The 23,492-nt window shown below is 72.8% G+C and carries 7 protein-coding genes; all 7 read right to left on the bottom strand.

Annotated features, from left to right (window positions below; translation table 11 throughout):
* Position 1 precedes the first annotated feature (1 nt).
* The 7 genes from ACM9HJ_RS24530 to ACM9HJ_RS24560 are packed head-to-tail and all read right to left on the bottom strand — an operon-like array spanning position 2 to position 23,491.
* The gene (locus ACM9HJ_RS24530; protein ID WP_416574415.1) at positions 2-919 is read right to left on the bottom strand and encodes a class I SAM-dependent methyltransferase; all 918 of its coding nucleotides are present in this window, start codon (positions 917-919) and stop codon (positions 2-4) included.
* Positions 916-6,252 carry a type I polyketide synthase gene (locus ACM9HJ_RS24535; RefSeq protein ID WP_416574416.1) on the bottom strand — a complete coding sequence of 1,779 codons (5,337 nt, stop codon included), beginning with the start codon at positions 6,250-6,252 and terminating at the stop codon, positions 916-918. Before ACM9HJ_RS24535 ends, ACM9HJ_RS24530 begins: the two co-directional genes overlap by 4 nt.
* Positions 6,249-7,178 carry an SAM-dependent methyltransferase gene (locus ACM9HJ_RS24540; RefSeq protein WP_416574417.1) on the bottom strand — a complete coding sequence of 310 codons (930 nt, stop codon included), beginning with the start codon at positions 7,176-7,178 and terminating at the stop codon, positions 6,249-6,251. The genes ACM9HJ_RS24535 and ACM9HJ_RS24540 overlap by 4 nt, the downstream gene beginning before the upstream one ends.
* Complete coding sequence (locus tag ACM9HJ_RS24545; protein ID WP_416574418.1) at positions 7,175-8,977, bottom strand: carbamoyltransferase; 1,803 nt, start codon at positions 8,975-8,977, stop codon at positions 7,175-7,177. Before ACM9HJ_RS24545 ends, ACM9HJ_RS24540 begins: the two co-directional genes overlap by 4 nt.
* Positions 8,977-13,338, bottom strand: coding sequence for a type I polyketide synthase (locus ACM9HJ_RS24550; protein WP_416574419.1), 4,362 nt, complete (start codon positions 13,336-13,338; stop codon positions 8,977-8,979). Before ACM9HJ_RS24550 ends, ACM9HJ_RS24545 begins: the two co-directional genes overlap by 1 nt.
* A complete protein-coding gene (locus tag ACM9HJ_RS24555; RefSeq protein ID WP_416574420.1) occupies positions 13,335-17,807 on the bottom strand; it encodes a type I polyketide synthase in 4,473 nt (1,490 codons plus the stop codon). Before ACM9HJ_RS24555 ends, ACM9HJ_RS24550 begins: the two co-directional genes overlap by 4 nt.
* A gap of 32 nt (positions 17,808-17,839) precedes the next feature.
* Positions 17,840-23,491 carry an SDR family NAD(P)-dependent oxidoreductase gene (locus ACM9HJ_RS24560; protein WP_416574421.1) on the bottom strand — a complete coding sequence of 1,884 codons (5,652 nt, stop codon included), beginning with the start codon at positions 23,489-23,491 and terminating at the stop codon, positions 17,840-17,842.
* Position 23,492: the final 1 nt, after the last annotated feature.

The raw sequence follows: 23,492 nt of genomic DNA on the forward strand, positions 1-23,492 counted from the left end.
CTTATTCACCCGACGGGGCGGATTTGGTCCGCCGCCCGCCGCGCCGTGGGGATGCGACATCGGCGGCGGCCAGCGGCAGGCCCGGCTTGCGCGCACTGACCAGCACATACTGGAATTGCAGCACGGCCAGGGTCGACTGGTGCCATTGCAGCAAGGTCTCCAGCCCCAGCCGTTTCACGGCGTCGGGGTCGCCCAGCATCTCCATCACATGCTTGCCGAAGCCGACGAACACCTCCTGCGACAGGTCCCGCACCTCGATATCGACGAAGCCCGCCTGTTCCAGCCGGCTGGCATAGGTGTCCAGGTCATAGAGATTTTCCGCCGGAATGGCCCAGAGGCGCGCGGCCAGCAGGTCCACCACCTTGGCTACCAGCGGCCGGTCGCGACGTGGCACGATATCGGCCAGGGCGAGGCGCCCGCCATGGTCCAGCACCCGATAGGCCTCGGAGAAGAAATCGGCGCGGCTGTCGAAATGCAGGGCCGATTCCACGGCCACCACCCGCGTCACCGACCCGGTGGGTACCGGCAGGCGCGTGGCGTCGGCTTGGTGCAATTCCACCCGTCCCTCCAGCCCCGCCGCCTTCACCCGCGCCTTGGCGGCCTCGATCTGCTCGGGAATGACATTGACGCCGATGATCCGTTCCGGCTTCAGCCGTTCGGCCCAGCGTATATCCTGGTCGCCGAAGCCGAAGCCGGCATCCAGCACCACATCCCCCTCCCCGATGCCGGCGGCGGCGGCCACCTGGTCGACCAGGGCAGCAGCAGCGGCATCGTAATCGGCGGGGGGATCAGCCCAATATCCCAGGTTGAGATAAAGACTCTCAAGCCCCAGGGCCTTGGCGGCGCCATAGACGGCGGCAAGGCTGGCGGACGGGGTGCCGTTATCCCCCTTCAGAACCGGCGTGGCGGCAGGGCTCATCTCGTGTCCTCCAGTTCCTGGATCAGCAGGGATGTCAGTTCGTCATCGCTGAGCATGTCGAGATCGGCGTGATCGGTCACCGCGGCCGCCACCGGGGCGGGTCCGGCACTTTCGGCCAGGGCGAACAGATGCTCCAGCAGATATCCGGCCAGCGCATGCAGGTTGGCCCGGTCCAGGATCAGCGTGGCCGGCAAGGGCCGCCCCAGCAGCGATTGCAGTCGGTTGCGGAACTCGATGGCCATCAGGCTGTCCATGCCCAGATCGAAGAAGCCCTGGCGCGCGGGCACCGCCATCCCGGCGGGCAGGCCGATGGCGGCGACCAGGGCCGGGCGCAACATATCCTCCAGCATCTCCCGCCGCCGCTCCGGCGCCGCCGCCGCCAGCCGGGATTGCCAGTCGGCGAAGACATTCTCTTTCGTCCCCGCATCCAGCCTGGCCTTGGGACGCACAGCGTCGAACAGGCCGGCGCGCGTGGCCCCGGCACCCGACAGGTAGCGGCCCCAATCGACGGGTAGGGCCGCCACCTGGGCCAGACCGGATGACAGGGCGCGGCCGATCAGGTCCATGCCTTCATCCCGGGTGAAGGGGCGCACGCCGCGCGCCGTCCAGGCGTCATCATCGCGCACCGCGGCCATGCCACCGCCGGCCCAAGGCCCCCAATTGATCGACAGGGCCGGCAGCCCCGCCGCCGCACGCCGCCGGCACAGCGCATCCAGGCCGGCATTGGCGGCGGCATAATTGCCCTGGCCGGGCGACCCGATCAGGGAGGCGCCGGAGGAATAGCAGACGAACAGGTCCAGCCCCCGGTCACGCGTCAGAGCGTCCAGGATCAGGGCGCCGTTCAGCTTGGGCGACAGGACCGGTTCCGTCGCCGCCCAGTCCAGCCCCGTCAAGGTACGGTCGGCCAGGGTGCCGGCGGCATGGAACAGGCCGGCCAGCGCCGGCCGCCGCACCCCGTCCATCTCGCCCAGCAGGTCGGCCATGGCCGCCCGGTCGGTGACGTCGGCGGCGACGATGCGGATATCCGCACCCGCTGCCGTCAGGGATGCCGGCACCTCCCCGCCCCGCCGCCCCGTCAGGGTGATGTGCCGCGCCCCCTGGCGCACCAGCCATTCGGCGGTCGCCAGGCCCAGTTCGCCCAGGCCGCCGGTGATCAGGTAATTGGCATCGGCCCGGATGGCAGGCGCCGGACCGGCGGGACCCGTCGGCAGCAGCCTGGCCGCCTCCACCCCGCCTTCGCCGATCCGCACCCGGTCCTCGACACCGCCGGCCAGCAGGTGGGCGGCGGTCGCCCGCCAGTCCCCGGGCCCGGCAAGGTCGACCAATCCGCCCCAGCGGTCGGGCAGTTCCAGTGCCGCCACCGCCCCCAGACCCCAGAGCGTGGCATGGGAAAGGTCACCATCCCGGGTCACCAGCCACAGGCGCGGCGTGCCGGGTGCCGCGGCCAGGGCCCGGACGATCGCCAGCGCCGGTTCGATCACTGCCCGCGCATCGCCACCGGCCAGCGGCAGGAAGGCCACGCCATCCGCCACATTCGCCAGGGCCGCCGGCAGTTCAGCCGCCGATACGACCTGCACGCTGCCCGCCCCGCCGGCCCGCAGCGCATCGGCCAGCGGCGACGCATCGTCACCGACCAGCAGCCAGCGCCCGGCCCTGGCGGCGACGGGCGGGGGCAGCTTCTTCCAGTCCAGGCGATAGAGCGGCCCGGCATCGCCGGCCGACAGTGCCCGCATCATCACGTCGCGCCGCGCCCGGCGCAGGCGCAGGCCGCGCGCCTCGGCCACCACGCGGCCCATGGCCGCGTCGTAAAGGGTGAAATCGCCCGCGAACATATCATCGCGGCCTGCCTCCCCCGGCCACAGCACGGCATGGCAGACCAGGTCGCCGCCGGCGTCGCCGAAGAACCGGAAGCTGTCCACGCCCACGGGGATCACCGCCACCGACAGGTCGGTGCCCATCACCGACTGCGACGCCGCCCCGAACACCTGATAGCAGCTGTCATGCAGGCCGGGATGGAAGGCGAAGCTGCCGTCGCGTCGGTCGGACGGCTCCGGCGCGCGCATGCGGCCGATGGCCTCCCCCTCGCGCCGCCAGATCGTATCGACCCACAGATAAGACCGGCCGAAGGTGAAGCCGACGCGCGTCTGGACATCGTCGTACAGCGCCTTGCCCGTCACGATGTCGGGGCAGCGGGCGCGCACCACCTCCAGCGACGGGGCGGTGTCCGCCGGGGCGGCGGCCTTGGCGATGATCGCCGTGGCATGCAGGGTCCAGGCGCCATCATCGGCACCGTCGATCAGGCTTTGCAGTTCCGCCCGCCAGCGGCCGGGCCCGTCCGGTGCCAGGGTCAGGCTGACGGTGCGGCTGATCGTATCGGTCAGGATGACCGGTTCCAGGAAGGCGATGGCACCGGCCTCCGCCGGCTGCCCGTCCAGCAGGTCGCGCGCCGCCTCCATCATCAGCGACACCAGCGTCGGGCCGGAGACGACGGCGCGGCCATAGACGACATGGTCGCCCAGGATCGGCAGCACCCCCAGATCGAAGCGCGACTGGTATTCCACGGTACGGGCGGGGGAACGGTGGCGGCTGCCCACCAGGGCAGCCCCCCCCTTGGCCTGCGGCTGCTCCGCCCGCGCGCGGCCCGGCCGGAACCAGTGGCGCTTGCGCTGGAACGGATAGGTGGGGGCACGGACGGACGGGTCGGCGAAACCCCGGTGCACGGCCGCCCAGTCGACCGATGCCCCATCCTCGTACAGCGCGCCCAGGCTGCCCAGGATGACACGCGCATCCATCTGCCCGGACCGCAGCGACGGCAGCCAGCGCAGGTCCGGCCTGCCATCACCCGCCACGCGCCGGCCCAGGCCCAGCAGGGCCGCCCCCGGCCCGATCTCCACGAAATGCGTGCAGCCGGCCCCGATCAGCGCCGCCATCCCGTCGGCGAAGCGCACCGGTTGCCGCAGATGCCGGCCCCAATAGGCCGGGTCGCGCAGCAGGCCGGCATCGGCGAAGGTGCCCGTGACGTTGGACACCAGGGCGATGGCGGGATCGGCACTGTCGCACCCGGCGGCGCAGGCCGCAAACGCATCCACCACCGGGTCCATCAGGGGGGAATGGAAGGCGTGGCTGACCGTCAGATCGCGCACGCGCACCCCGTCGGCCCGCAACGCCTCACCCGCCAGCCGCACGGCATCGGCGGCACCGGAGATCACCACCTCGTCCGGGGCGTTCAGGCCGGCAATGGCCAGCCGGCCGGGATCGGCATCCACCAGCGGGCGCACCTTGCCGATGCCGGCGGCGACCGCCGCCATGGCCCCGCCCAGCGGCAGCGCCCCCATCAGCCGCCCCCGCTCCACCACCAGCGCCAAGGCCTCCTCCAGCCCCAGCACCCCGGCGGCATGGGCGGCCGCGAACTCACCCACGCTGTGCCCCATGACGGCGGCGGGGTTCACACCCCAGCTGCGCCACAGCGCCAGCAGCGATACCGACAGGCTGAACAAAGCCGGCTGGGTGAAGCTGGTATGATCGATGCGCCGGTCGGCCGGGTCGGCGGGATGGAGCATGTCCAGCAGCGGCACGCCCAGACCGGCGCAGATCGCGTCGCACCGGTCCAGCATGGCGCGGAACACTGGCTCCGTCTCATAGAGACCACGGCCCATGCCGGCATATTGGGCACCCTGGCCGCTGAACAGGAAAGCCACCTGCGGGGCGGCACCCGTGCGTGCGGGCGGGGCCGGGGACAGGGCGGCCGATGCGATCTCCGATGCCGTCCCCACCAGCACGCGGCGATAGCGCAAGCCGTTGCGGGTGCGGGAGATGGCGGCCGAAAGGTCGGCGGCCCGCGTGTCGGGGGCGGTGGCCAGGGTGGTGGACAGGGCACGTGCCTGCGCCGTCAACGCGTCGGTCGTGCCGGCGGCCAGCGCCAGAACATGGACGGGGCGATGCCGGGTGGCCGGGGCATGGGCCTCTCCCACCCCTTCAAGCACCATGTGCGCGTTGGTGCCCGACAGGCCGAAGGCGCTGATGGCCCCCAGGCGCTCCCCCGTCCACGGCCGGGCCGTGGGAGCCAGCCCGGCCTTGATGGCATCCAGGTCGATGGCGGGATTCAGCCGTTCCACGGGCCGCTGCGGCGGCACGGTGGCGTGGTGCAGCGACAGGGCCAGCTTGATCAGCCCGGCGACACCCGCCGCCGGCTCCAGATGCCCGATATGGGCCTTCACCGCCCCCAGATGCAGCAGGCGCTCGCGCCCCGGACCATAGACGGCACCCAGGGCCGCGACCTCGATCGGGTCGCCCAGCGACGTGCCGGTGCCATGCGTCTCCACATAGGTGACGGCGGCGGGTTCCACCCGCGCCTGGGCAAGCGCCGCGCGGATCACCGCCTGCTGCGCCTCGCCATTGGGCACGGTCAGGCCGCTGCTGGCCCCGTCATGATTGACCGCCGATCCCCGGATCACGGCCAGCACCCGGTCGCCCGCCGCCAGCGCGTCATCCAGCCGCTTCAGCACGACGAAGCCCGCCCCCTCGCCCCGACCATAGCCGTCGGCAGACGCATCGAAGGTCTTGGAACGCCCGTCGGGCGCCAATGCCCGCAACCCGCAGAGATAGATGGTCAGGTCGGGCGACAGCACCAGATTGACCCCGCCGGCCAGCGCCATGTCGCATTCCCCGGCCCGCAGGCTCTGGCAGGCCAGATGCGCCGCGACCAGGGAGGAGGAACAGGCCGTGTCCAGCGACAGCGAGGGCCCCTGCAATCCCAGCACATAGGACAGGCGCCCCGCCGCGAAGCAGAAGCCGGTGCCCGTGCCGCGATAGGGATCGATACGGTCGCTTCCCACCCCTTCGGCCTGCATCAGCCGGGCGTAATCGTCCAGGCCGATGCCCACGAACACGCCCGTGCGGCTGCCGCGCAGGGTGGCGGGTGCGATGCCGGCATGTTCCAGCGCCGCCCAGCCCGTCTCCAGCACCAGCCGCTGCTGCGGGTCCATACTGTCGGCCTCCGCATCGGGAATGTCGAACAGGCCGGCATCGAACCGATCGACATCATCCAGGAAGCCGCCCGCCCGCGTGTAGAGCCGGCCCGGCCGGCCCGGTTCGGGATCATAGAGCCGGTCCATGTCCCAGCGCCCGTCGGGCACGGGCCGGATGCCGTCGCCACCGGTCCGCAACAGATGCCAATAGGCATCCACCCCGTCGGCCCCGCCGGGAAAGCGGCAGCCGGCGCCGATCACGGCGATGGGTGCCGCACCGGCGGCCGCGTCCAGGCGCGCCTGCAGCGCCTTGATCTCGGCGGCGGCCCGGGTCAGCAACTCGCGATGGGCGTTATCGGCCGTCACGTCCCCGGAACCTCCGCCACCGCCAGGATGTAATCCAGCGGCCCATGTTCGCAGGCCCGTTCGGTGCCGGGCCAGGTGAGGTCGCTGCCGATGGCGCCCAGCATCTGCATCAGCGCCAGCACATAATGCAGCCGGTCACGGTCGAACAGCATCGACGGCGACACCTGCGCCAGCGGCGTCCAGGGGCTGATCTCCCCGGCGTCCAGCCGCTTGCGCAGGTTGCGGGCCATGGGGCCGTAGACATGTTCGCGGATCGAGATGACCTGGACGTTGGTGAAGCCCGCTGCCACCAGCTGGTCGCGATAGACCGTGCGGTCCACGACATTGGCGGCCGGCATCATCGCCTTGTTGGGAAAGCGCCGCATGGCGTCCACCACCCAGCCGAACTTGCCCGCAAGGGCGCGGGGCATGGGCAGGATATCGCAGGCGGCAAAGCGCCCGCCCGGCTTCAGCACGCGATAGGCCTCGGCGAAGAAATCGGCACGCGTGTCGAAATGGTGCCCGCTCTCCACCGCCACCACCTTGTCGAAGCTGCTGTCGGGCAGGTCCAGCTCGGTGGCCGACATGCGGTGCAGGGTGACGCGGTCGGCGATCTCCGCCTTTTGCAGCAGATTGTGCGCACCCTGGATCTGGGCCAGCGACAGGGTGATGCCGGTGACATGGCCGGCATCGAAATCCCGCACCCAATGCAGGATCTGGTCGCCCTGGCCGCAGCCGGCATCCAGCACCCTGTCACCCGCGCCCAGGCCCGCCGCCTGGCCCACCAGCCGCACCAGGGCGCGGCAGGCCTCGTCCTGGCTCTGCGGGTCGTCCTTCCAGTAGCCCTGGTTGAAGAAGCCGCTCTTCTCCGTCAGGAAGCCGTTGGCATTGTCGTAGAAGCTGGCCACGTTGCGTTCCGTGCCGCCGCCGATCCCCAGTTCGCTCATGCTCCGGCCTCCTGTTTCTCGATGAGGTAATCGTTGATCACCAGGGCATCCAGGCCGCTGGTGGCGAAGACGGCGATGGCATCCTCCACCGAATGTACGATGGGCTTGCCCATGACGTTGAAGCTGGTGTTCAGCAGCATCGGCACACCCGTCAACCCGTGGAAGGCGCTGATCAGCGCGTGGTAGCGCGGGTTGATCTCCGCCGTGACCGATTGCAGGCGGCCGGTGAAATCCTCATGCACCACGGCGGGCACGCGGTCGCGCACCTCCGGCCGGAAGACAAGGGTCCGCTCCATATAGGGGCTGGACTGGTAATCCTCGAACCAGTCGGGGCCGTGCTCATGCAGGATGGAGGGCGCGAAGGGCCGGAATTCCTCACGGAATTTCACCCGGTCGTTGATGCGGTCCTTCATGCCGGGGTCGCGCGGGTCGGCCAGGATGGAACGGTTGCCCAGGGCACGGGGGCCGAACTCCGCCCGGTCCTGGAACCAGCCGATGATGCGCCCCTCGGCCAGCAATTGCGACGCCTTGGTCACAACCTGTCCATCCGGCAGATGCTGCAGGCTGGTGAAGCCGCCGAACCGCACCATGCGCTCCAACGCCGACGGGGCCGCCGCGCTGCCCAGATAGGGCGACTGAGTCCGGCCGGCACCGGCCGGCACCCCGTCCGGATGATCCTGCGCCCAGGCCAGGATCGCCGCCCCCAGCGCATTGCCATCGTCGCCCGGCGCCATGGGCACATGCAGGGCCTTGAACGGCGTGTTGGCCAGGATGCGACCGGAATAGGAGGAGTTCAGCGCGCAGCCGCCGCCGAAGGCCAGGTTGTCGCTGGGATGGACCGCGTAGAGGGCGGCCAGCAGCTCGCCCGCCACCTCCGCGAAAATCTCCTGCCCCGTGCGGCCCAGGTCGGCGCGGCGGCGCTGATACACGGACGGGTCCGGGTCGGCCTTGGCCACCGCCATCAGTTCCTGCACCTGCTTCAGGCGCCGGCCCGTGTCGCGGCCCTGCGGATTGTGCAGGGTCAGGCCGTCGGCCTGCACCAGCGGGCGCAGCAATTCGTAGAATTCCCCGTCCAGGCTGCCATAGGGGGCCAGCCCCATGACCTTCCATTCCTCGCCCTGCACCGTGTCGAAGCCGCACAGCGCGCAGACCTTGGAATAGAACATGCCCAGGCTGCCGGAATTCTGGGCCAGCGCGCCGGGCTTGCCAGCCAGGGATTTGAATGCCCCGTCGCGCCAGCTGTAGAAATTGGTGGAGCTCCATTCGCCATAACCGTCGATGACGGCGCAGGCCGCCTCCTCGAACGGGCTGGTATAGCAGGCGGTGGCGGCGTGGGTCAGGTGGTGGTCGAAGCGGCGGATGCCCGCCACCGTGAACCCCTGGTCGCGCAGGGCGCCAAGATTGTGGCCGGCCAGGCTCAGCGTGCTCAGCATGCCCTGGCGCAGATGGTCGAAGCGCGGCCACGGCCAGACTAGATGGTCGCTGCGCGCCATGAAGAAATCGTTCACCGGCCGCAGCAGCCCGCCGATACCGGGCACATCGACCAGCGAGGAGGTCCAGAGCGATTTCAGGACCTTCCTGCTCCAGCTGACGGCCACCACCACCTCGGCATCCTTGCCGCAATATTGGCGGATCAGCTTGGGCGCGCGCAGGATATGGTCGGGCACGGCGTTGAAGGCGCGCTTGTCCTGGAGATAGCGTTCCTGCGCCTCCGCGAACAGAACCTCCCCGTCCGGGGCCACGATGGCCATGGCGGGATCATGGAACGACGCGGCCAGACCGACATAGTAAGTCGCCATCAACCCCTTCCCCTTTCAGCGGTTTGCGGACCCGCGGCGGCATCCAGTTCCGCCAGCAGGTCGGACAATGTTCCGGACTGCCGTACCGGTGCGGCGGCTGTCGCGGGCGGGGCGTTTCCCGGCAGCCGCGACAGAAGATGGTCGGCCAAGGCCGTGACCGTGGCATGCTCGAACACCGCCGTCGGCCCGACGATGCCGCCCAGCGCCTGGTTCAGCCGGGCCTGCAGGGCCATGGCCATCAGGCTGTCCATGCCCTGGTCGAAGAAGCCGCGGTTGGGGTCGGGGCTCCCGCCGCCCATGACGGCCGCCAGCGCCTCACCCACCAGCAACCGCAGCCGGCCGCGCCTTGCCAGCGGCGGCAGGGCCGACAGCGCGGCCAGCGCACCGGGTGCGGGCGGTGATGCCTTGGGCGTGGTGGCGGGCGGTGCCAGCAGGGAGGCCGCCAACGGCCCCGCCCCGTCCGGCAATGCCGCGCGGAAGGTCGGCCAGTCCAGACGCAACGCGGCCGTCACCGGTGCGGTGGCGCCGGCCAGCACCGGTCCCAGCATGGACAGGGCCTGCGCGTTCGACAACGCCCCGATCCCCCTGGCCCGCCGGCCGGCGGCCCCGTCATCCCCCAGCCGTGCGGCCATGCCGGCTTCCAGCCAGGGGCCCCAGGCGACGCTGGCCGCCACCTGTCCGCCCGCCCGCCGTCGCCGGGCCAGCGCATCCAGGAAACCGTTGGCCGCCCCATAGCCGGCTTGGCCCAGCGCCCCGAACAGGCCGGCCATGGAGGACATGAACAAGAGGAAATCCAGCCTGTGGTCGCGCGTCAGCCGGTCCAGCAGGTCCGCACCCCCGGCCTTGGCGGCGAAGATGTCGGACAGGGCGTCACGGTCCTGGCCGCGCAGCAGGCTGTCGCGCAGCACGCCCGCCGCATGGATCACGCCACACAGCACCGGCCGTTCGCGGCCGAATCCGTCCAGCAGCCGGGCCACGGCGGCGGCATCAGCCATATCGACCGAAGCGACCTCCACCACCACGCCCCGCCGCCGCAGGCCTTCCAGCACGGTCAGCGCATCATCCGTCGGCGCCCGGCGTCCGGCCAGCACCAGATGCAGGGCACCGGCATCGGCCAGCCAGCCGGCACAGGCCAGCCCGATCCCGCCCAGCCCGCCCGTCACCAGGTATGAGGCGGCGGGATCGATGGTGGGCATCCCCGCCGCCCCGTCCAGCCGGCGCAGCACCGGCGCCAGCCGGCGATCACCCGCCAGGACGACACGCCCGGCGCTTCGCCCCAGTTCCTCGACGAGGCGGTCCGGGGCGACATCGCCACCGACCCCGATCACCCCGGCGATACGGCCCGGCAATTCCCAGCCGATCCCTTCGACCAGCGACCATAGCGCGCCCGCCACCGGATCGACCTGCGGATCGCCGGTGACCAGCCACAGCGGCGCTTGCGTCCCGCGCACGGCCTGCAGGCAATGATCGCAGGCATCGACCGCGGCGGCGGCGTCATCGCCCACACCGTGCAGCACCAGCAATTGCCGGTCACCACCCGTGCCCAGGCGGTCGGCCAGCGCGTCGTGCAGCGCGCCCGCCCCCCGGACCGCCCAGGTACCGGGGGCGGGCGCCGCGGCTGCCGGCGCATCGGTGAATTCCACGGCATGGAGGGCGGCTTCCCCCGGCTCGGCCGCGACCGGTGCGGTCGTCGCCGGTTCCGGCAGCCAGCAGGGGCGGCGCTGCCAGGGATAGGGGGGCAGGGGCGTCACCCGCCCGGCCTTGATGCAAAGCGCGTCCCAGTCCGGCGCGAAACCGCGCACGAACAGGTCGCCAACGCTGCGCAGCAGGCTCAGCCGGTCGTCGGTGGCGCGGCGCAGGGTGGGAACCAGGGCCAGATCACCAGCCTCTCCGCCACGTGCCGCCCACAGCTTGGCGACGCCGGACAATAGCGCCGGGTGCGGCCCGATCTCCACGAAGCGGCGATGGCCGGCCGCCAGCAGATGGGCCGATGCGGCGGCGAAATCCACGGGTTCGCGGGCATTGCGCCCCCAATAGGCACCGTCCAGGCGCGGGGCCGGCCCGCCGGTGACGGTGGAGATCATCGCCACACCCGGCACGGCCGGCACCAGCCCGGCCAACGCGGTGGCCAGCGCATCGGCCGCCCCCGCCACCTGCCGCCCATGGAAGGCATAGGAGCCGGGCAGCGGCCGCGCCGGCACGTTCAGGCGGGCGATCGCCGCCTCAACCCCCTCCGGCGTGCCGGAGAGAACGAGCGAGGCCGGGCCGTTGATCGCCGCGATGTCGACCTCCAGCCCCGCCAGGGCCGGCGCCACGGCATCGGGCGCCAGATCGACCGCCACCATGCGGCCCCGTCCCGCCAGTTCGGCCATCAGCCGGCCACGCGCGGCGGCGATGGCGATCCCCTGCTCGATATCCAGCGCGCCGGCCACCATGGCGGCCGCGACCTCGCCCACGCTGTGGCCGATGATCGCGGCGGGTGTCAGCCCCAGGCTGGTCAGCAGCCCGGCCAGCGCCACCTGCACCGCGACCAGCACCGGCTGCGCCCGCTCCGTGGGCGTCAGGTTGCGCCCCTGTTCCAGCGCCTCGATCAGCGACCAGCCCTCGGCCCGGCGCAGGGCCAGATCGCACGAATCCAGGCCCGCACGGAAGGCGGGCAGGCCCAGCAGACCCCGCCCCATCCCGGCCCATTGCCCGCCCTGGCCGGTGAAGACGAAAACCGGCCCCGCCGCATCGCGCCCGGCAGTGCCCACCGCGATGTCGGGACCCGTGGCCCCATCGGCCGCCGCGCGCAACCGGTCGGCCACGGCATCCGGACCGTCCCCCGTCACCGCCAGCCGATAGGCCAGGGGACTGGACCGCCGCGCCAGGGTGGCCTGCAAACCCGCCAGGTCCGCCCCCGCCGCCAGCATATCCGCGGCCTGGACGGCGCGGGTGCAAAGGGCGGCCGGGTCGGCCGCCGTCAGGACCAGCAGCGCATCGCCGGCAAACGGCACCGGGACCGGCCGGGCCAGGGAAGGTGGGGTTTCCTCCAGCACCAGATGCACGTTGGTACCGCCGAAGCCGAAGGCGCTGACCCCGGCGAAGCGGCGCGACCCGTCGGCGGGTGCCGGCCAGGGTTCCGCCGCCAGGGGCACATGCAGGTCGAAGCCGGGGCCGAAATTGGGGTTGGGCCGGGTGAAATGCACCTGTCCGGGGATCCGTCCATGCTTCAGGCACAGCACGGCCTTGATCAGCCCGGCCATGCCGGCCGCCCCCTCCAGATGGCCGATACTGGCCTTCACCGCCCCGATGCGCAGCGGGGCCGCCCGGCCCGGCGCGCCATAGACGGCGGACAGGGCCTGCACCTCGATCGGGTCGCCAAGCGCCGTGCCGGTGCCGTGCGTCTCCACGAAATGCACCGCCTGCGGGGCGATGCCGGCATTGTCGAGAGCTGCGCGGATCACCCGTTCCTGGGCCAGCGGGTTGGGTGCCGTCAGGCCGTTGCTGCGGCCGTCCTGGTTGATGGCGGTGCCGCGCAGGACGGCATGGATGCGATCGCCGGCCGCCATGGCATCGGCCAGCCGCCGCAGAATGACGGCTCCCGCCCCCTCCCCGCGGGTGAAACCGTCGGCGGCGGCATCGAAGCTCTTGCACCGCCCGTCGGGCGCCAGCATGCCGGCCAAGCCCAGCGACCGGCCGATCTCCGGCGACAGGATGGCGTTGACCCCGCCCACGATGGCCATGTCGCTCTCGCCCGTGCGCAGGCTCTGGCAGGCCATGTGGAAGGCGGTCAGCGCCGACGAACAGGCGGTATCCACCGCCAGGCTGGGACCGTTCAGGTCCAGCATGTAGGAAAGCCGGTTGGCCAGAATGGCATCGGCGATGCCCGACACGGCGTAGGGGTCCGGCCCCTGCCCCGGCGCCAGCGACCGGCGGACATAATCGCTGACACAGGCACCCACGAACACGCCGGTGCGGCTGCCGGCCAGGGCGGCGCGCGTCAGGCCGGCATCGTCCAGGGCGTCCATCGCCACTTCCAGCAGCAGCCGCTGCTGCGGATCGATCCAGGCCGCCTCATGCGCCGACAGGCCGAAATAGCCGGTATCGAACCCTTCCAGCCCGTCGACATAGCCGCCCAGGGGCCGCTCCGCCTCTGCGAACCAGCGGCCGGCCGGGGCGGGGCCGATGGCATCGCCCTTATCCAGCAGCAGGCGCCAGAAGGCATCCGCACCATCGGCACCGCCGGGGAAGCGGCAGCCCATGCCGATGATGGCCAGCGGTTCGGCCATCAGCAAAGCCTGAACCTGCGGGTCCTGGCGCAGGCGGCGGGCCTGCAGGGCACGCTTTTCGGCGGTGATCGCAGAGGGAAGATCGTTCATGCCGCCCCTCCGCCGGTCAGCAGCGCCAGGGCTTCCTCATCCGACAGCGCATCGATATCGGCATCCAGCCGTGCGGCCGGAACGGGCGGTGCCACCGGCGCGGGAACCGTGGCCGGCGCCAGCCTTTCCGCCAGATGCCGGGCCATCAGGGCCGGGGTCGGACAGGTCCAGGCCAGGGTGGCCGGCAGGCGCAGCCCCGTCAGCCGTTCCAGCCGGTTGCGCAGTTCCAGCGCCATCAGGCTGTCCAGCCCCAGGCTGCGCAGCGGCTCGTCGGGCAGCACACTTGCCGGATCGGTGCGCAGCACGGCCGCGACCTCCGCCGACAGCAGGGCCACCTGCCGGCCGGTGGCGGCCTCGGCGAAGGTCCTGGCGAAATCCGATCCCATCTGCGGTGGCTGCCCCCCGCCAGCCAGGAAGGGCCGCGCGGCGGCGGCTGGATAATGTTCCGCCCAGGCATCGCGGTTCAGGCGCATCACCGCCCACACCCCGCCAGGCGCGGCGATCAGCCGGCCCAGCGCCGCCAGGCTGGCATCAGGCGACAGGCCAGCCAGCCCGCGCGTGCCCAGCCGTTCCCCGCGCCTGGCATCGGCCGCCGCCAGTCCCACATCCGTCCATGGCCCCCAGGCGATAGCATGGGCCGGCAAACCCGCCGCCAGCCGCAACCCGGCCAGGGTATCGACGGCGGTGTTGGCCGCCGCGTAATTGGCCTGCCCCGGCGTGCCCAGCCAGCCGGCGGCGGACGAGAACAGCACGAACAGGCCCAGATCGTCGCCAAGGGTCAGCCGGTGCAGGTTCCAGGCCCCCGCCAGCTTGGCCCCCAGCACCGTCGCCATGCGGTCCGGCGTCAGGTTGGCGATGACCGCGTCATCCAGGGTGGCGGCGGCATGGAAGATGCCGCGCAGCGGCGCCATCGCGCGCACGCTCTCCAGCACCCGGCCCAGCGCATCCGCATCGCCCACATCCACGGCGAAGGTCCGCACCGACACGCCGGCCCCCGCCAGCCGGGCCAGGACGGTCAACGCCTCCGGTCCCGGCACCCGCCGGCCCAGCAGGGCCAGGTGCCGGGCACCCCAGGCCGCCAGCTGTTCGGCCAGCCGCAGGCCGATGCCGCCCAGCCCGCCGGTGACCAGGTAGGCCCCCTCCGGGTCCAGGCGCGGGCTTCCCGGCCCGGCATCGCACCGGACCAGCCGGGCCGCCAGACGCCGGCCGCCGCGCAACGCCACCTGATCCTCATCCCCGCCGGCCAGAAGGTGCCGGGCCAGCCAACCGGCTTCAGCCTGCGTCGGCTGCGCCGGCAGATCGACCAGGCGCAGGGGCACGCCCACCTGTTCCGTCGCCGCCACGCGCAGGAAGCCGCGCATCGTCCCCTGGCCGACCACAGGGCCGGCCGGCGGCGGCAAGGCGCCCGTCTCCACCATCTCCGCTCCGCGCGTGACCAGCCAGAGGGGCGGCAGGTCGCCGTCGGGACGCAGGGCCGCAAGATGGTGGGCCAGCCGCAGGACGGCCGTCGCCTGCCATGCCTGCGCCGCCACGGGGTCGCCATCGCCGCCACCGACCGGTGCGCGCCCGGCCAGCCAGACGACGCCGGCACAACCTTCCAGGTCCTCCGTCGACAGCACATCCGCGATCTTGTCCGGGGCCCCCATCCAGCCGACCATCAGTGCGGCACCGGCCGCCGACAGCGCATCGGCCAGCGCTTCCCGCAATCCATCACCCTCCGCCGGGCCGCCATCGATCAGCAACCAGCGGCCGGTGACAGCGGCCGGCCGGTCGGGCAGCGGCTGCCAGTCGATGGTATGGAATTCCGCCCCTTCCTCCACCATGCCCGCCACGGGCGGCACGGGACGGACATGGTCCGTCCGGGCCCAGCCGATGGCAGGGAACCGCAGGGCGGGGCGGGAAGCATACAGCGCCGCCGCCTGCACCACGCCGCCGCCGGCATGGATGGCGCCCAGCGCGTCCAGCAGGGCCCCGGCCTCGCCTTCCTCCCGCCGCAGCGTCTCCACCACATGGCCGGCGCCGTCCAGGCAATCGCGCAGGGCCGGCGCCAGCACGGGATGGGCGTTGACCTCCACGAAGGTGCCATACCCATCCGCACGCAGGCGCCGCACCGTGTCGGCGAAGCGCACGGGCTGGCGCAGGTTTCGGCCCCAATAGGCGGCGTCCAGTGCCGTCCCGTCCAGGGGACCGCCCGTCACCGTGGAGTAGAAGGTGATCCCGTCTGCCGGACGCGGGGCGATGCCCGCCAGTTCATGCGCCAGATCGGGCAGCAGCGGATCGACCTGCGGGCTGTGGCTGGCCACGTCCACCTTCACCGGGCGGCAGAAGGTGCCCCGCACCTCCAGTTCCCCGCGCAGGGCGTCCACCGCATCCCGGTCGCCGGAGAAGACCAGGGTGCGCGGGCCGTTGATGGCGGCCACGGACAGGCGGTCGCGCCAGGGGGCCAATGCCGCTTCCCCCTCCGCCGCCGTCAGGTCGGCCAGCAGCATGGCGCCCTGTCCAGCGATGGAGCGCAGCAGCCGGCTGCGCCGCGCGATGACGCGGGCACCATCGGTGGGCGACAGGATGCCGGCCACGCAGGAAGCCGCCACCTCCCCCATGCTGTGCCCGGCCACGGCGTCGATGCGCACGCCATGCGCCCGCAGCCAGCCGGCCAGCGCCACCTGCACGGCGAAGATCAGCGGCTGGATCACGTCGATGCGGTCGAACCGGTCGGCGGACAGCAGCTCATCCACCAGCGGGCGGCCGGTGAAGGGTGCCGCCGCCCGGCTGACCGCCTGGAACTCAGCCCGGAACAGCGGGTCGTCGGCATAGAGCGACCGGCCCATGCCGGGCCATTGCCCGCCCTGGCCGGGGAAGATCAGCACCGTGCGCCCGGGGATCACAGGGGTCCCCGTGGCACCGGCCGCCAGCTTGCCCGCCAGTTCACCCGCGGTATCGGCGCGCAGCACCAGCCGGTGCCGGTGATGGTCGCGCCCGTGCCAGGCGGCACGGGCCAGGGCGGCCAGGTCGGTATCGGGCCGCAGCCAGCCCGCCACCCGGCCCACCAGATCGGTCAGCCCCTCGGCGCTGGCGGCCGACAGGGGCAGCAGGTGACCCGCCGCGCCCAGCGCGTCCACGGGTACCGCCGCATCGGCCGGTGGCGCCGGCCCCAGCACGACATGCACATTGCCGCCCGACCAGCCGAAGGCACTGACCGACGCGTGCCGCGCATCCCCCGTCCAGGCTACGGGGCCGGTCGGTACCGTCAGCCCGGAACCCAGGTCGATATGCGGGTTCAGCCGGCTGAAATGCGCCAGTGCGGGGATTTCCCGCTTCTCCACGGCCAGCACGGCGCGGATCAGCCCGGCGACGCCGGCCGCCGCCTCGGCATGGCCGATATTGCCCTTCACCGAACCCAGGGCGCAGGCATCCACCCGCCCGCCGCCATAGACCCGTTCCAGGGCATCCACCTCCACCGGGTCGCCCAGCGGCGTGCCCGTGCCGTGGCATTCGACATAGCCGACATCCGTCGCGGCCACCCCGGCATCCGCCAGCGCGGCGCGGATCACCGCCTGCTGGGCCTTGCCGTTGGGCGCCGTGATGCCGTTGGTGGCACCGTCCTGGTTCATGGCACTGCCGCGGATCACCGCCCGGATCGGATCGCCATCGGCCAGCGCGTCGGCCAGCCGCTTCAGCACCACGATGCCGCAGCCTTCCGAGCGCACGAACCCGTCGGCCCGGGCGTCGAACGGCTTGCAGCGCCCGTCGGGCGCCATCATGCCCATGGCGTCGGTGATCATCCCGAACAGGGGCGCCAGGATCAGGTTGACCCCGCCGGCCAGCGCCAGATCGCTTTCCCCGGCCCGCAGGCTGGCGCAGGCCAGATGCACGGCGGCCAGCGACGAGGCGCAGGCCACATCCAGCGCCAGGGCCGGCCCGCGCAGGTCCAGCAGATAGGACAGGCGCGCCGCCGCGATGGAATGGGAAATGCCGGTGCCCAGATAGGCGTCCAGCCCGTCCGGCCGGTCCAGCCGCATGTGCAGCTGCGCGAAATCGTCGTTGTAGAGGCCCAGGTAAAGGCCCGTGGCGCTGCCGGCCAGCTTTGAGGCGGGGATCAGCGCATCGGCCAGCGCCTCGTGGCCGACCTCCAGCAGCAGGCGCTGGCGCGGATCCATCGACCGCACCTCGCGCGGGGACAGGCCGAAGAAGCCGGCATCGAACCCGTCGATATCGCCCAGGAACCCGCCCAGCAGGGCGGCATCGGGCACCGGGGCCGGCGCACTGGTAAAGGATTTCAGCCTGGAGGGCGGATAGGGGCCGATGGCATCCTGGCCGTCACGGGTCGCCTGCCAGAAACGATCGGGCGTATCGCCGCCGCCGGGATAGCGGCAGCCGATGCCGATGATAGCGACGGCATGGTCGCGCCCGGCCTCCAGTTCCGCCACACGGGCGCGCAGCTGGCGGATTTCCGCCAGCGCCCGACGCATCAGCGCTTCCTGATCGGCCGGTCCAGCCAAGCTCACGCCCTCCGCGCCGCGGGCGCGGCATCCAGCTCGCGCTCCAGCAACGCCATCAGGTCCTCATCCTCCCCTTCCTCCACCGCCGGAGCCGGAGCGACCTGGTCGGCCAGATAGGCCGACAGGGAGGCGGGGCCGGGATGGTTGAACAGGTCGACGGGCCGGATGGTCAGGCCCAGCGCCGTCTCCAGCCGCCCGCGCAGGGCCATCAGCATCAGGCTGTCGATGCCCAGCGCGCGGAAGGGCCGCGCCATGTCCAAACTGGCCGCCGGCATGCCGGCGATGGCGGCCGTCGCGGACCGCACCAGCAGATCCAGCCGCTGGCGCCAATCGGCGGCTGTACGGTCGAAGGCGGGTTCCGCCACCGGTAGCGGCGCAGGTGCCGGAGACCCGGTCGGCAGCAGCCGTGAGAGCAGCGGCGTATCCGCCGCCGCCGGATAGGCTGCCGCCCAGCGCTGCCAGTCCACGGCCATGACGCCATGCGCCGGGTCGGCGGCGGGATCGGCGTCGGGCATGGCCAGAAGCCTTTCCAGGCAGGACAGCCCCTCGCGGATGGCGATGGGCCGCACCCCGGCCGGCGCCCAGCCGGCGCGCGCCGCCATCCCCGCCTCTTCCCAGAAACCCCAGTTCACCAGGGTGACCCTCTCCCCCGCCCGCCGCCGCTGCGCCGCGATGCCGTCCAGGGCGGCATTGGCCGCGGCATAGGCGCCCAGCTGCGGGGAATCGATCAGGCTGGAGAAGGAGGAGAACAGGACCAGGAAATCCAGGCCCATTCCCCGCGTCAGCCGGTCCAGCCACCAGCCGCCCTGCAGCTTGGCCCGCAGCAGCACCGCCATGCCGTCCTCGTCCAGCGCATCGACGGGGGCCTGCCGCATCACGCCCGCCGCATGCACCACGCCGCGCAGGCGCGGGCGGGTGCCCGCCGACGCCGTCATCCAGGCCGACAGGGCGGCACGGTCGCCAACATCCAGCACATCGACGGTGACGGTAACGCCGCGGTCGCGCAGCGCCCGCACGGCATCGGCCACCGGCCCCTCCGCCGGCAGGCCCGCGCGCCCCACCAGATCGATATGCCGCGCCCCCCGGTCGGCCAGCCATTGCGCCAGCGCCAGGCCCAGCCCACCCAGGCCGCCCGTCACCAGATAACGCCCGTCCGTCGCCAGGGCCGGCACGGCCACGGGCGCCAGCAGCGGGCGTGGCGCCAGCCGGGCGGCCAACGTCCGGCCGGCGCGCAGCGCCAGCCGCGTCTCCCCGCCACCGGCCTGGAGGGCCCGCAGCAATTCCGCCGCCTGGGCCGATGCCGGCAGGTCGGGGTCCAGGTCGACCATGCCCCGCCACAGGCCCGGATATTCGGCGGCCATGGCCCCGCCCAGGCCCCAGAACGGGGCCTGCGAAGGGGCCAGCCGCTGCTGGCCGGTCAGGGACCGGGCGCCGGCCGTGACGATGGACAGGCGGGTGCCGGGCACGGCTGCCAGCCGGGCGGCCAGGAAGGCGGCATCGGCCAGGACCGTCGCCACGCTGTCGGGATCACCGGCGGGAAGGGACAGGGCCCGCAGGTCGATGACGTGCACGCCAGGCCAGTCCGCCGCCTTCTCCGCCGTCGCCAGCCGCACGCTGCCGCCAGCCCCGAAAATATGGCCGGCCAGCGCCGCCGCCAGCCCGTCCCCGTCGCCGACCAGCAGCCAATCCCCGCCGGCGGCGGGGGCCAGCCGGTCGATGGGTTGCCAGTCCAGCCCGTACAGGCCCAGGGGGATGGCCGGCGGGACGGGGGCTACGGCCGGCCGCGCCGCGGGCGCATCGGGCCAGAAACGGCTGCGCTGCCAGGGATAGGGGGCGGGCGGCAGGAAACGTCCGCCATCGGGATGCAGCCGGTTCCAGTCCGGCATCAGGCCCGCCGTGTACAGCCGGCCCAGGGCCGACAGCAGGGCCGGCGTCTCCGGTGCATCGCGGCGCAGGGTGGCGGCCACGATGGCACCGGTACCGGCCAGGCCCCGCTCCATGGCGGGGGCCAGGACGGGATGCGGCGTCACCTCCAGGAAGACGGCATCCCCGCCGGCAAGTGACGCGACGCCCTCCCGGAACCGCACCGGACGGCGCAGGTTGGACGCCCAATAGGCGGCATCCATGCTGGTGCCGTCCAGGATCGCCCCGGTGACGGTGGACAGCAGCGGCACCGCGCCCTTGCCGGGCGACAAACCTTCCAGCGCCGCCGTCAACGGTGCCAGCAGCGGATCGACCTGACCGGTATGCGAGGCCACGTCCACGCGCACCATGCGCGCAAACGCCCCCTCCTCCTCCAGCATGGCGACCAGGGCGGCCACGGCCGTGACGGGGCCGGCCACCACCGTGTCCTCCGGCCCGTTCCAGGCCGCGACGCAAAGCCCGTCCGCCGACAGGAAGGCCCGGCGGCGCAGGCGGGCCAGGGCCGCGTCCGTCTCCCGCCCGCCCAGCCCGACCAGGGCCATGGCCCCGCCGGCCCGGCCGCGGGCCAGCAGACGGCTGCGGGTGCAGATGACACGGGCCCCATCGTCCAGCGACAGGATGCCGGCGACATAAGCCGCCGCCACCTCGCCCATGGAATGGCCGATGACGGCGTCGGGGCGGATGCCCCATGCCGCCAGCTGCGCCGTCAGCGCCACCTGCAGCGCGAACAGGCAGGGCTGTACCGACGCCACATCATCATGGCACGGATCGCCGGCCGGGGCCGCCAGCAGGGCCGGCAGGTCGGGGCCGCCCTGACGCGACACGGCCGCCGCACAATCCATGAAGGCCGCATGGAAGGCCGGCAGGCCCATCAGGCCCCGCCCCATGCCGGGCCATTGCCCGCCCTGGCCGGGAAAGGCCAGAACCAGCCGCCGGCGCCCCGCCGTGACCGCCCGTCCGGTTTCCAGCCAGGTGGAAGCCGCCGCCCGCAGGCCGGCGGCATCGGATGCGACCAGGCACGCGCGCAGCCCCCGATGGCTGCCGCGCAGGGAGCGGGCCCAGGCCAGGTCGGCCACATCCCCCTGGAAATCCGCCAGTTCCGCGACGCGGGCGCGCAGCGCGGCCGGCCCCTGGGCGGAAAGGGGCACCAGCACGGGGCGTGCGGCGGTGGCCGGCGCGCGCCCATGGTCGGCCAGATGGCGCAGGGTGGCGGACAGGGCCGCCGGCCCGCCATGGCCGCGCGCCAGGGTACCCAGCACGGTGGCCCCGCTGCCCGCCGATTGCGCGATGGCCCGGCGCAGCAGGGGCTGCGACCCGATCTCCACGAAGAGCGTCACGCCGTCTTCGGCCAGCGCGCCGATCGTGTCGGCGAAGCGCACCGGTTCGCGCAGGGCCGTCCGCCAATAGGCGGCATCGGGCATCCCGCCCACCCGGATGGTGGAGCGGAATTCATGTGCCGGCCGGCACAGGCGCACGTCGCCCAACGCGGCCGCGAAACCGTCCAGCACGGGATCCAGCAGCCGGCTGTGATGGGGGACGGGCACCGCGACGCGGGTGGCACGCACCCCATCGGCCAGGGCGGCCGCCTCCGCCGCCGCGACGGCGCCCGGCGTTCCGGCCAGCACCGTCAGGGACGGGCCGTTCAGGGCGGCGATGTCCAGTTCCAGCCCGTGGGCCGCGATCCAGGCGGCCGCGGCATCGGCGGCCAGCGCCACCTGCACCATGCCGCCCTTGCCCGACAGGCGCTGTTCGGCGGCGGCGCGGTGGCAGACCAGCCGGCAGCCCTCCGCCAGGTCCAGCCAGCCGGCGGCCACCGCCGCCGCCATCTCCCCCGTGCTATGGCCCAGGATGATATCGGGCGTCAGGTTCCAATGTGCGAACAGCCGCCACAGCCCCATCTGCAAAGCGAATTGCAGGGGCTGGGCGATGGCTGGTTCCGACGACACCTCCCCGTCGGGTGCCGACAGGGCACGCAGCACCGACCAGCCCAGCAGCGGCGCCAGGATCGCATCGCATTCCTCCACCGCCCGGCGGAAGGCCGGTTCGGCCGCCAGCAGGTCGTGCCCCATGCCGGGCCAGACCCCGCCGCTGCCGGTGAAGACGAACGCCATGCGCCCGCCATCCGCGCCGCGGACCGTCAGAGGCAACTGGACGGGGCCGGCGGCGGGGGCTTCCTCCAGCACGACATGCGCGTTCGACCCGCCGAAGCCGAAGGCGCTGACGCCTGCACGGCGGGTGCGGTGCCCCTGCGGCCAGGGACAGGGCCGGTTGACCAGGCGCAGGCCCAGATCGGCGAAGGGGATGGCGGGGCTGGGCCGGTCGGCATGCAGGGTGGCCTGGATGCTGCCGCCTTGCAGGGCCAGCACCGTCTTGATCAATCCGGCGATGCCGGCCGCCGCCTCCAGATGCCCCAGGTTGGACTTCACCGACCCGATCAGCAGCGGCCGGTCGGCGGGGCGCCCCGCGCCCAGCACAGCCCCCAGGGCACCGGCCTCGATCGGATCACCCAGGGCCGTGCCCGTGCCGTGCGCTTCCACATAATCGATGTCGGCCGGGTCGATCCCGGCGCGGCGGCAGGCGTCGGCCAGCACGGCGCGCTGGGCGGCGGGATTGGGGGCCGTCAGGCCGTTGCTGGCCCCGTCGCTGTTGACCGCACTGCCGCGCACCACCGCCAGCACATGGTCGCCATCGGCCAGCGCATCCTCCAGCCGCTTCAGCGCCACGATGCCCCCGCCCTCGCCCCGGACATAGCCGTCGGCGCCCTCGGCAAAGGGCTTGCAGCGCCCGTCCGGGGACAGGCCGCCGAATTTCGACATGGCCAGCGTGCTTTCCGGCCCGCAGATCAAGTTGACCCCGCCGGCCAGCGCCAGATCGCATTCCCCCGCCGTCAGGCTGCCACAGGCCAGGTGCAGCGCCGTCAGGGCCGACGAACAGGCGGTATTGACGGCCAGCGACGGGCCTTCCAGGCCCAGCGCATAGGAGACGCGCCCCGCCAGGACGCCGTGGTCCTGGCCCGTGGCGCTGTGCTGACGGAAATCCTCCAGGCCCGGCGTGGCGATGCGGGCATAGTCGCCCCACATGGCGCCCATGAACACGCCGGCCCGGCCGCCGCGCAGGCCCTCCAGCGCCAAACCCGCCGCCTCGCACGCCTCCACCGCCAGTTCCAGGGCCAGGCGCTGCTGCGGATCCATCTGCTGCGCTTCCACCGGCGCGATGGCGAAGTAATCCGCGTCGAAACCGGCAATGTCGGGCAGGAAGCCGCCCCGCCGGCTGTTCATCCGGCCCGGCACGGCGCGGTCGGGATCGAACAGGGCATCGGCGTCCCAGCGGTCGGCCGGCACCGGACCGACGGCATCCACGCCCCCCTCCAGCATGCGCCGGAAGGCCGCCAGATCGGGGGCGCCCGGGAAGCGGCAGGCCATACCGATGATGGCCACCGGCACGGCGCGCTGTTCGCCGGCCGAGGCACGATGTCCCGACGGCTGCACCTGCCCGTCGGTGACCAGCCGGTGCGCCAGGGCTGCAATGGTCGGGCATTCCCACAGCAGGGTGGGCGGCAGGTCGCGGTCAAGCACCCGCGCCATCTCCGCCACGATGGCCAGGGCATTGGCACTGTCGATGCCCAGATCATGGAAGCTGCGCCCATGGTCGATCCGGTCCGGATCGATCCCGGCATGGCGCGCCACCACCGCCGCGACGCGGCGTTCCAGCATGTCGGCTTCCGCCGCCAAG

Source organism: Niveispirillum sp. KHB5.9 (assembly GCF_048066115.1).
Lineage (GTDB): Bacteria > Pseudomonadota > Alphaproteobacteria > Azospirillales > Azospirillaceae > Niveispirillum.

Excerpts from the sequence above, each read along its gene's own strand:
- ACM9HJ_RS24530 (WP_416574415.1), bottom strand. The coding sequence starts at position 919 with ATGAGCCCTGCCGCCACGCCGGTTCTGAAGGGGGATAACGGCACCCCG.
- ACM9HJ_RS24540 (WP_416574417.1), bottom strand. The coding sequence starts at position 7,178 with ATGAGCGAACTGGGGATCGGCGGCGGCACGGAACGCAACGTGGCCAGC.
- ACM9HJ_RS24545 (WP_416574418.1), bottom strand. The coding sequence starts at position 8,977 with ATGGCGACTTACTATGTCGGTCTGGCCGCGTCGTTCCATGATCCCGCC.
- ACM9HJ_RS24550 (WP_416574419.1), bottom strand. The coding sequence starts at position 13,338 with ATGAACGATCTTCCCTCTGCGATCACCGCCGAAAAGCGTGCCCTGCAG.
- ACM9HJ_RS24555 (WP_416574420.1), bottom strand. The coding sequence starts at position 17,807 with ATGCGTCGGGCGCTGGCGGAAATCCGCCAGCTGCGCGCCCGTGTGGCG.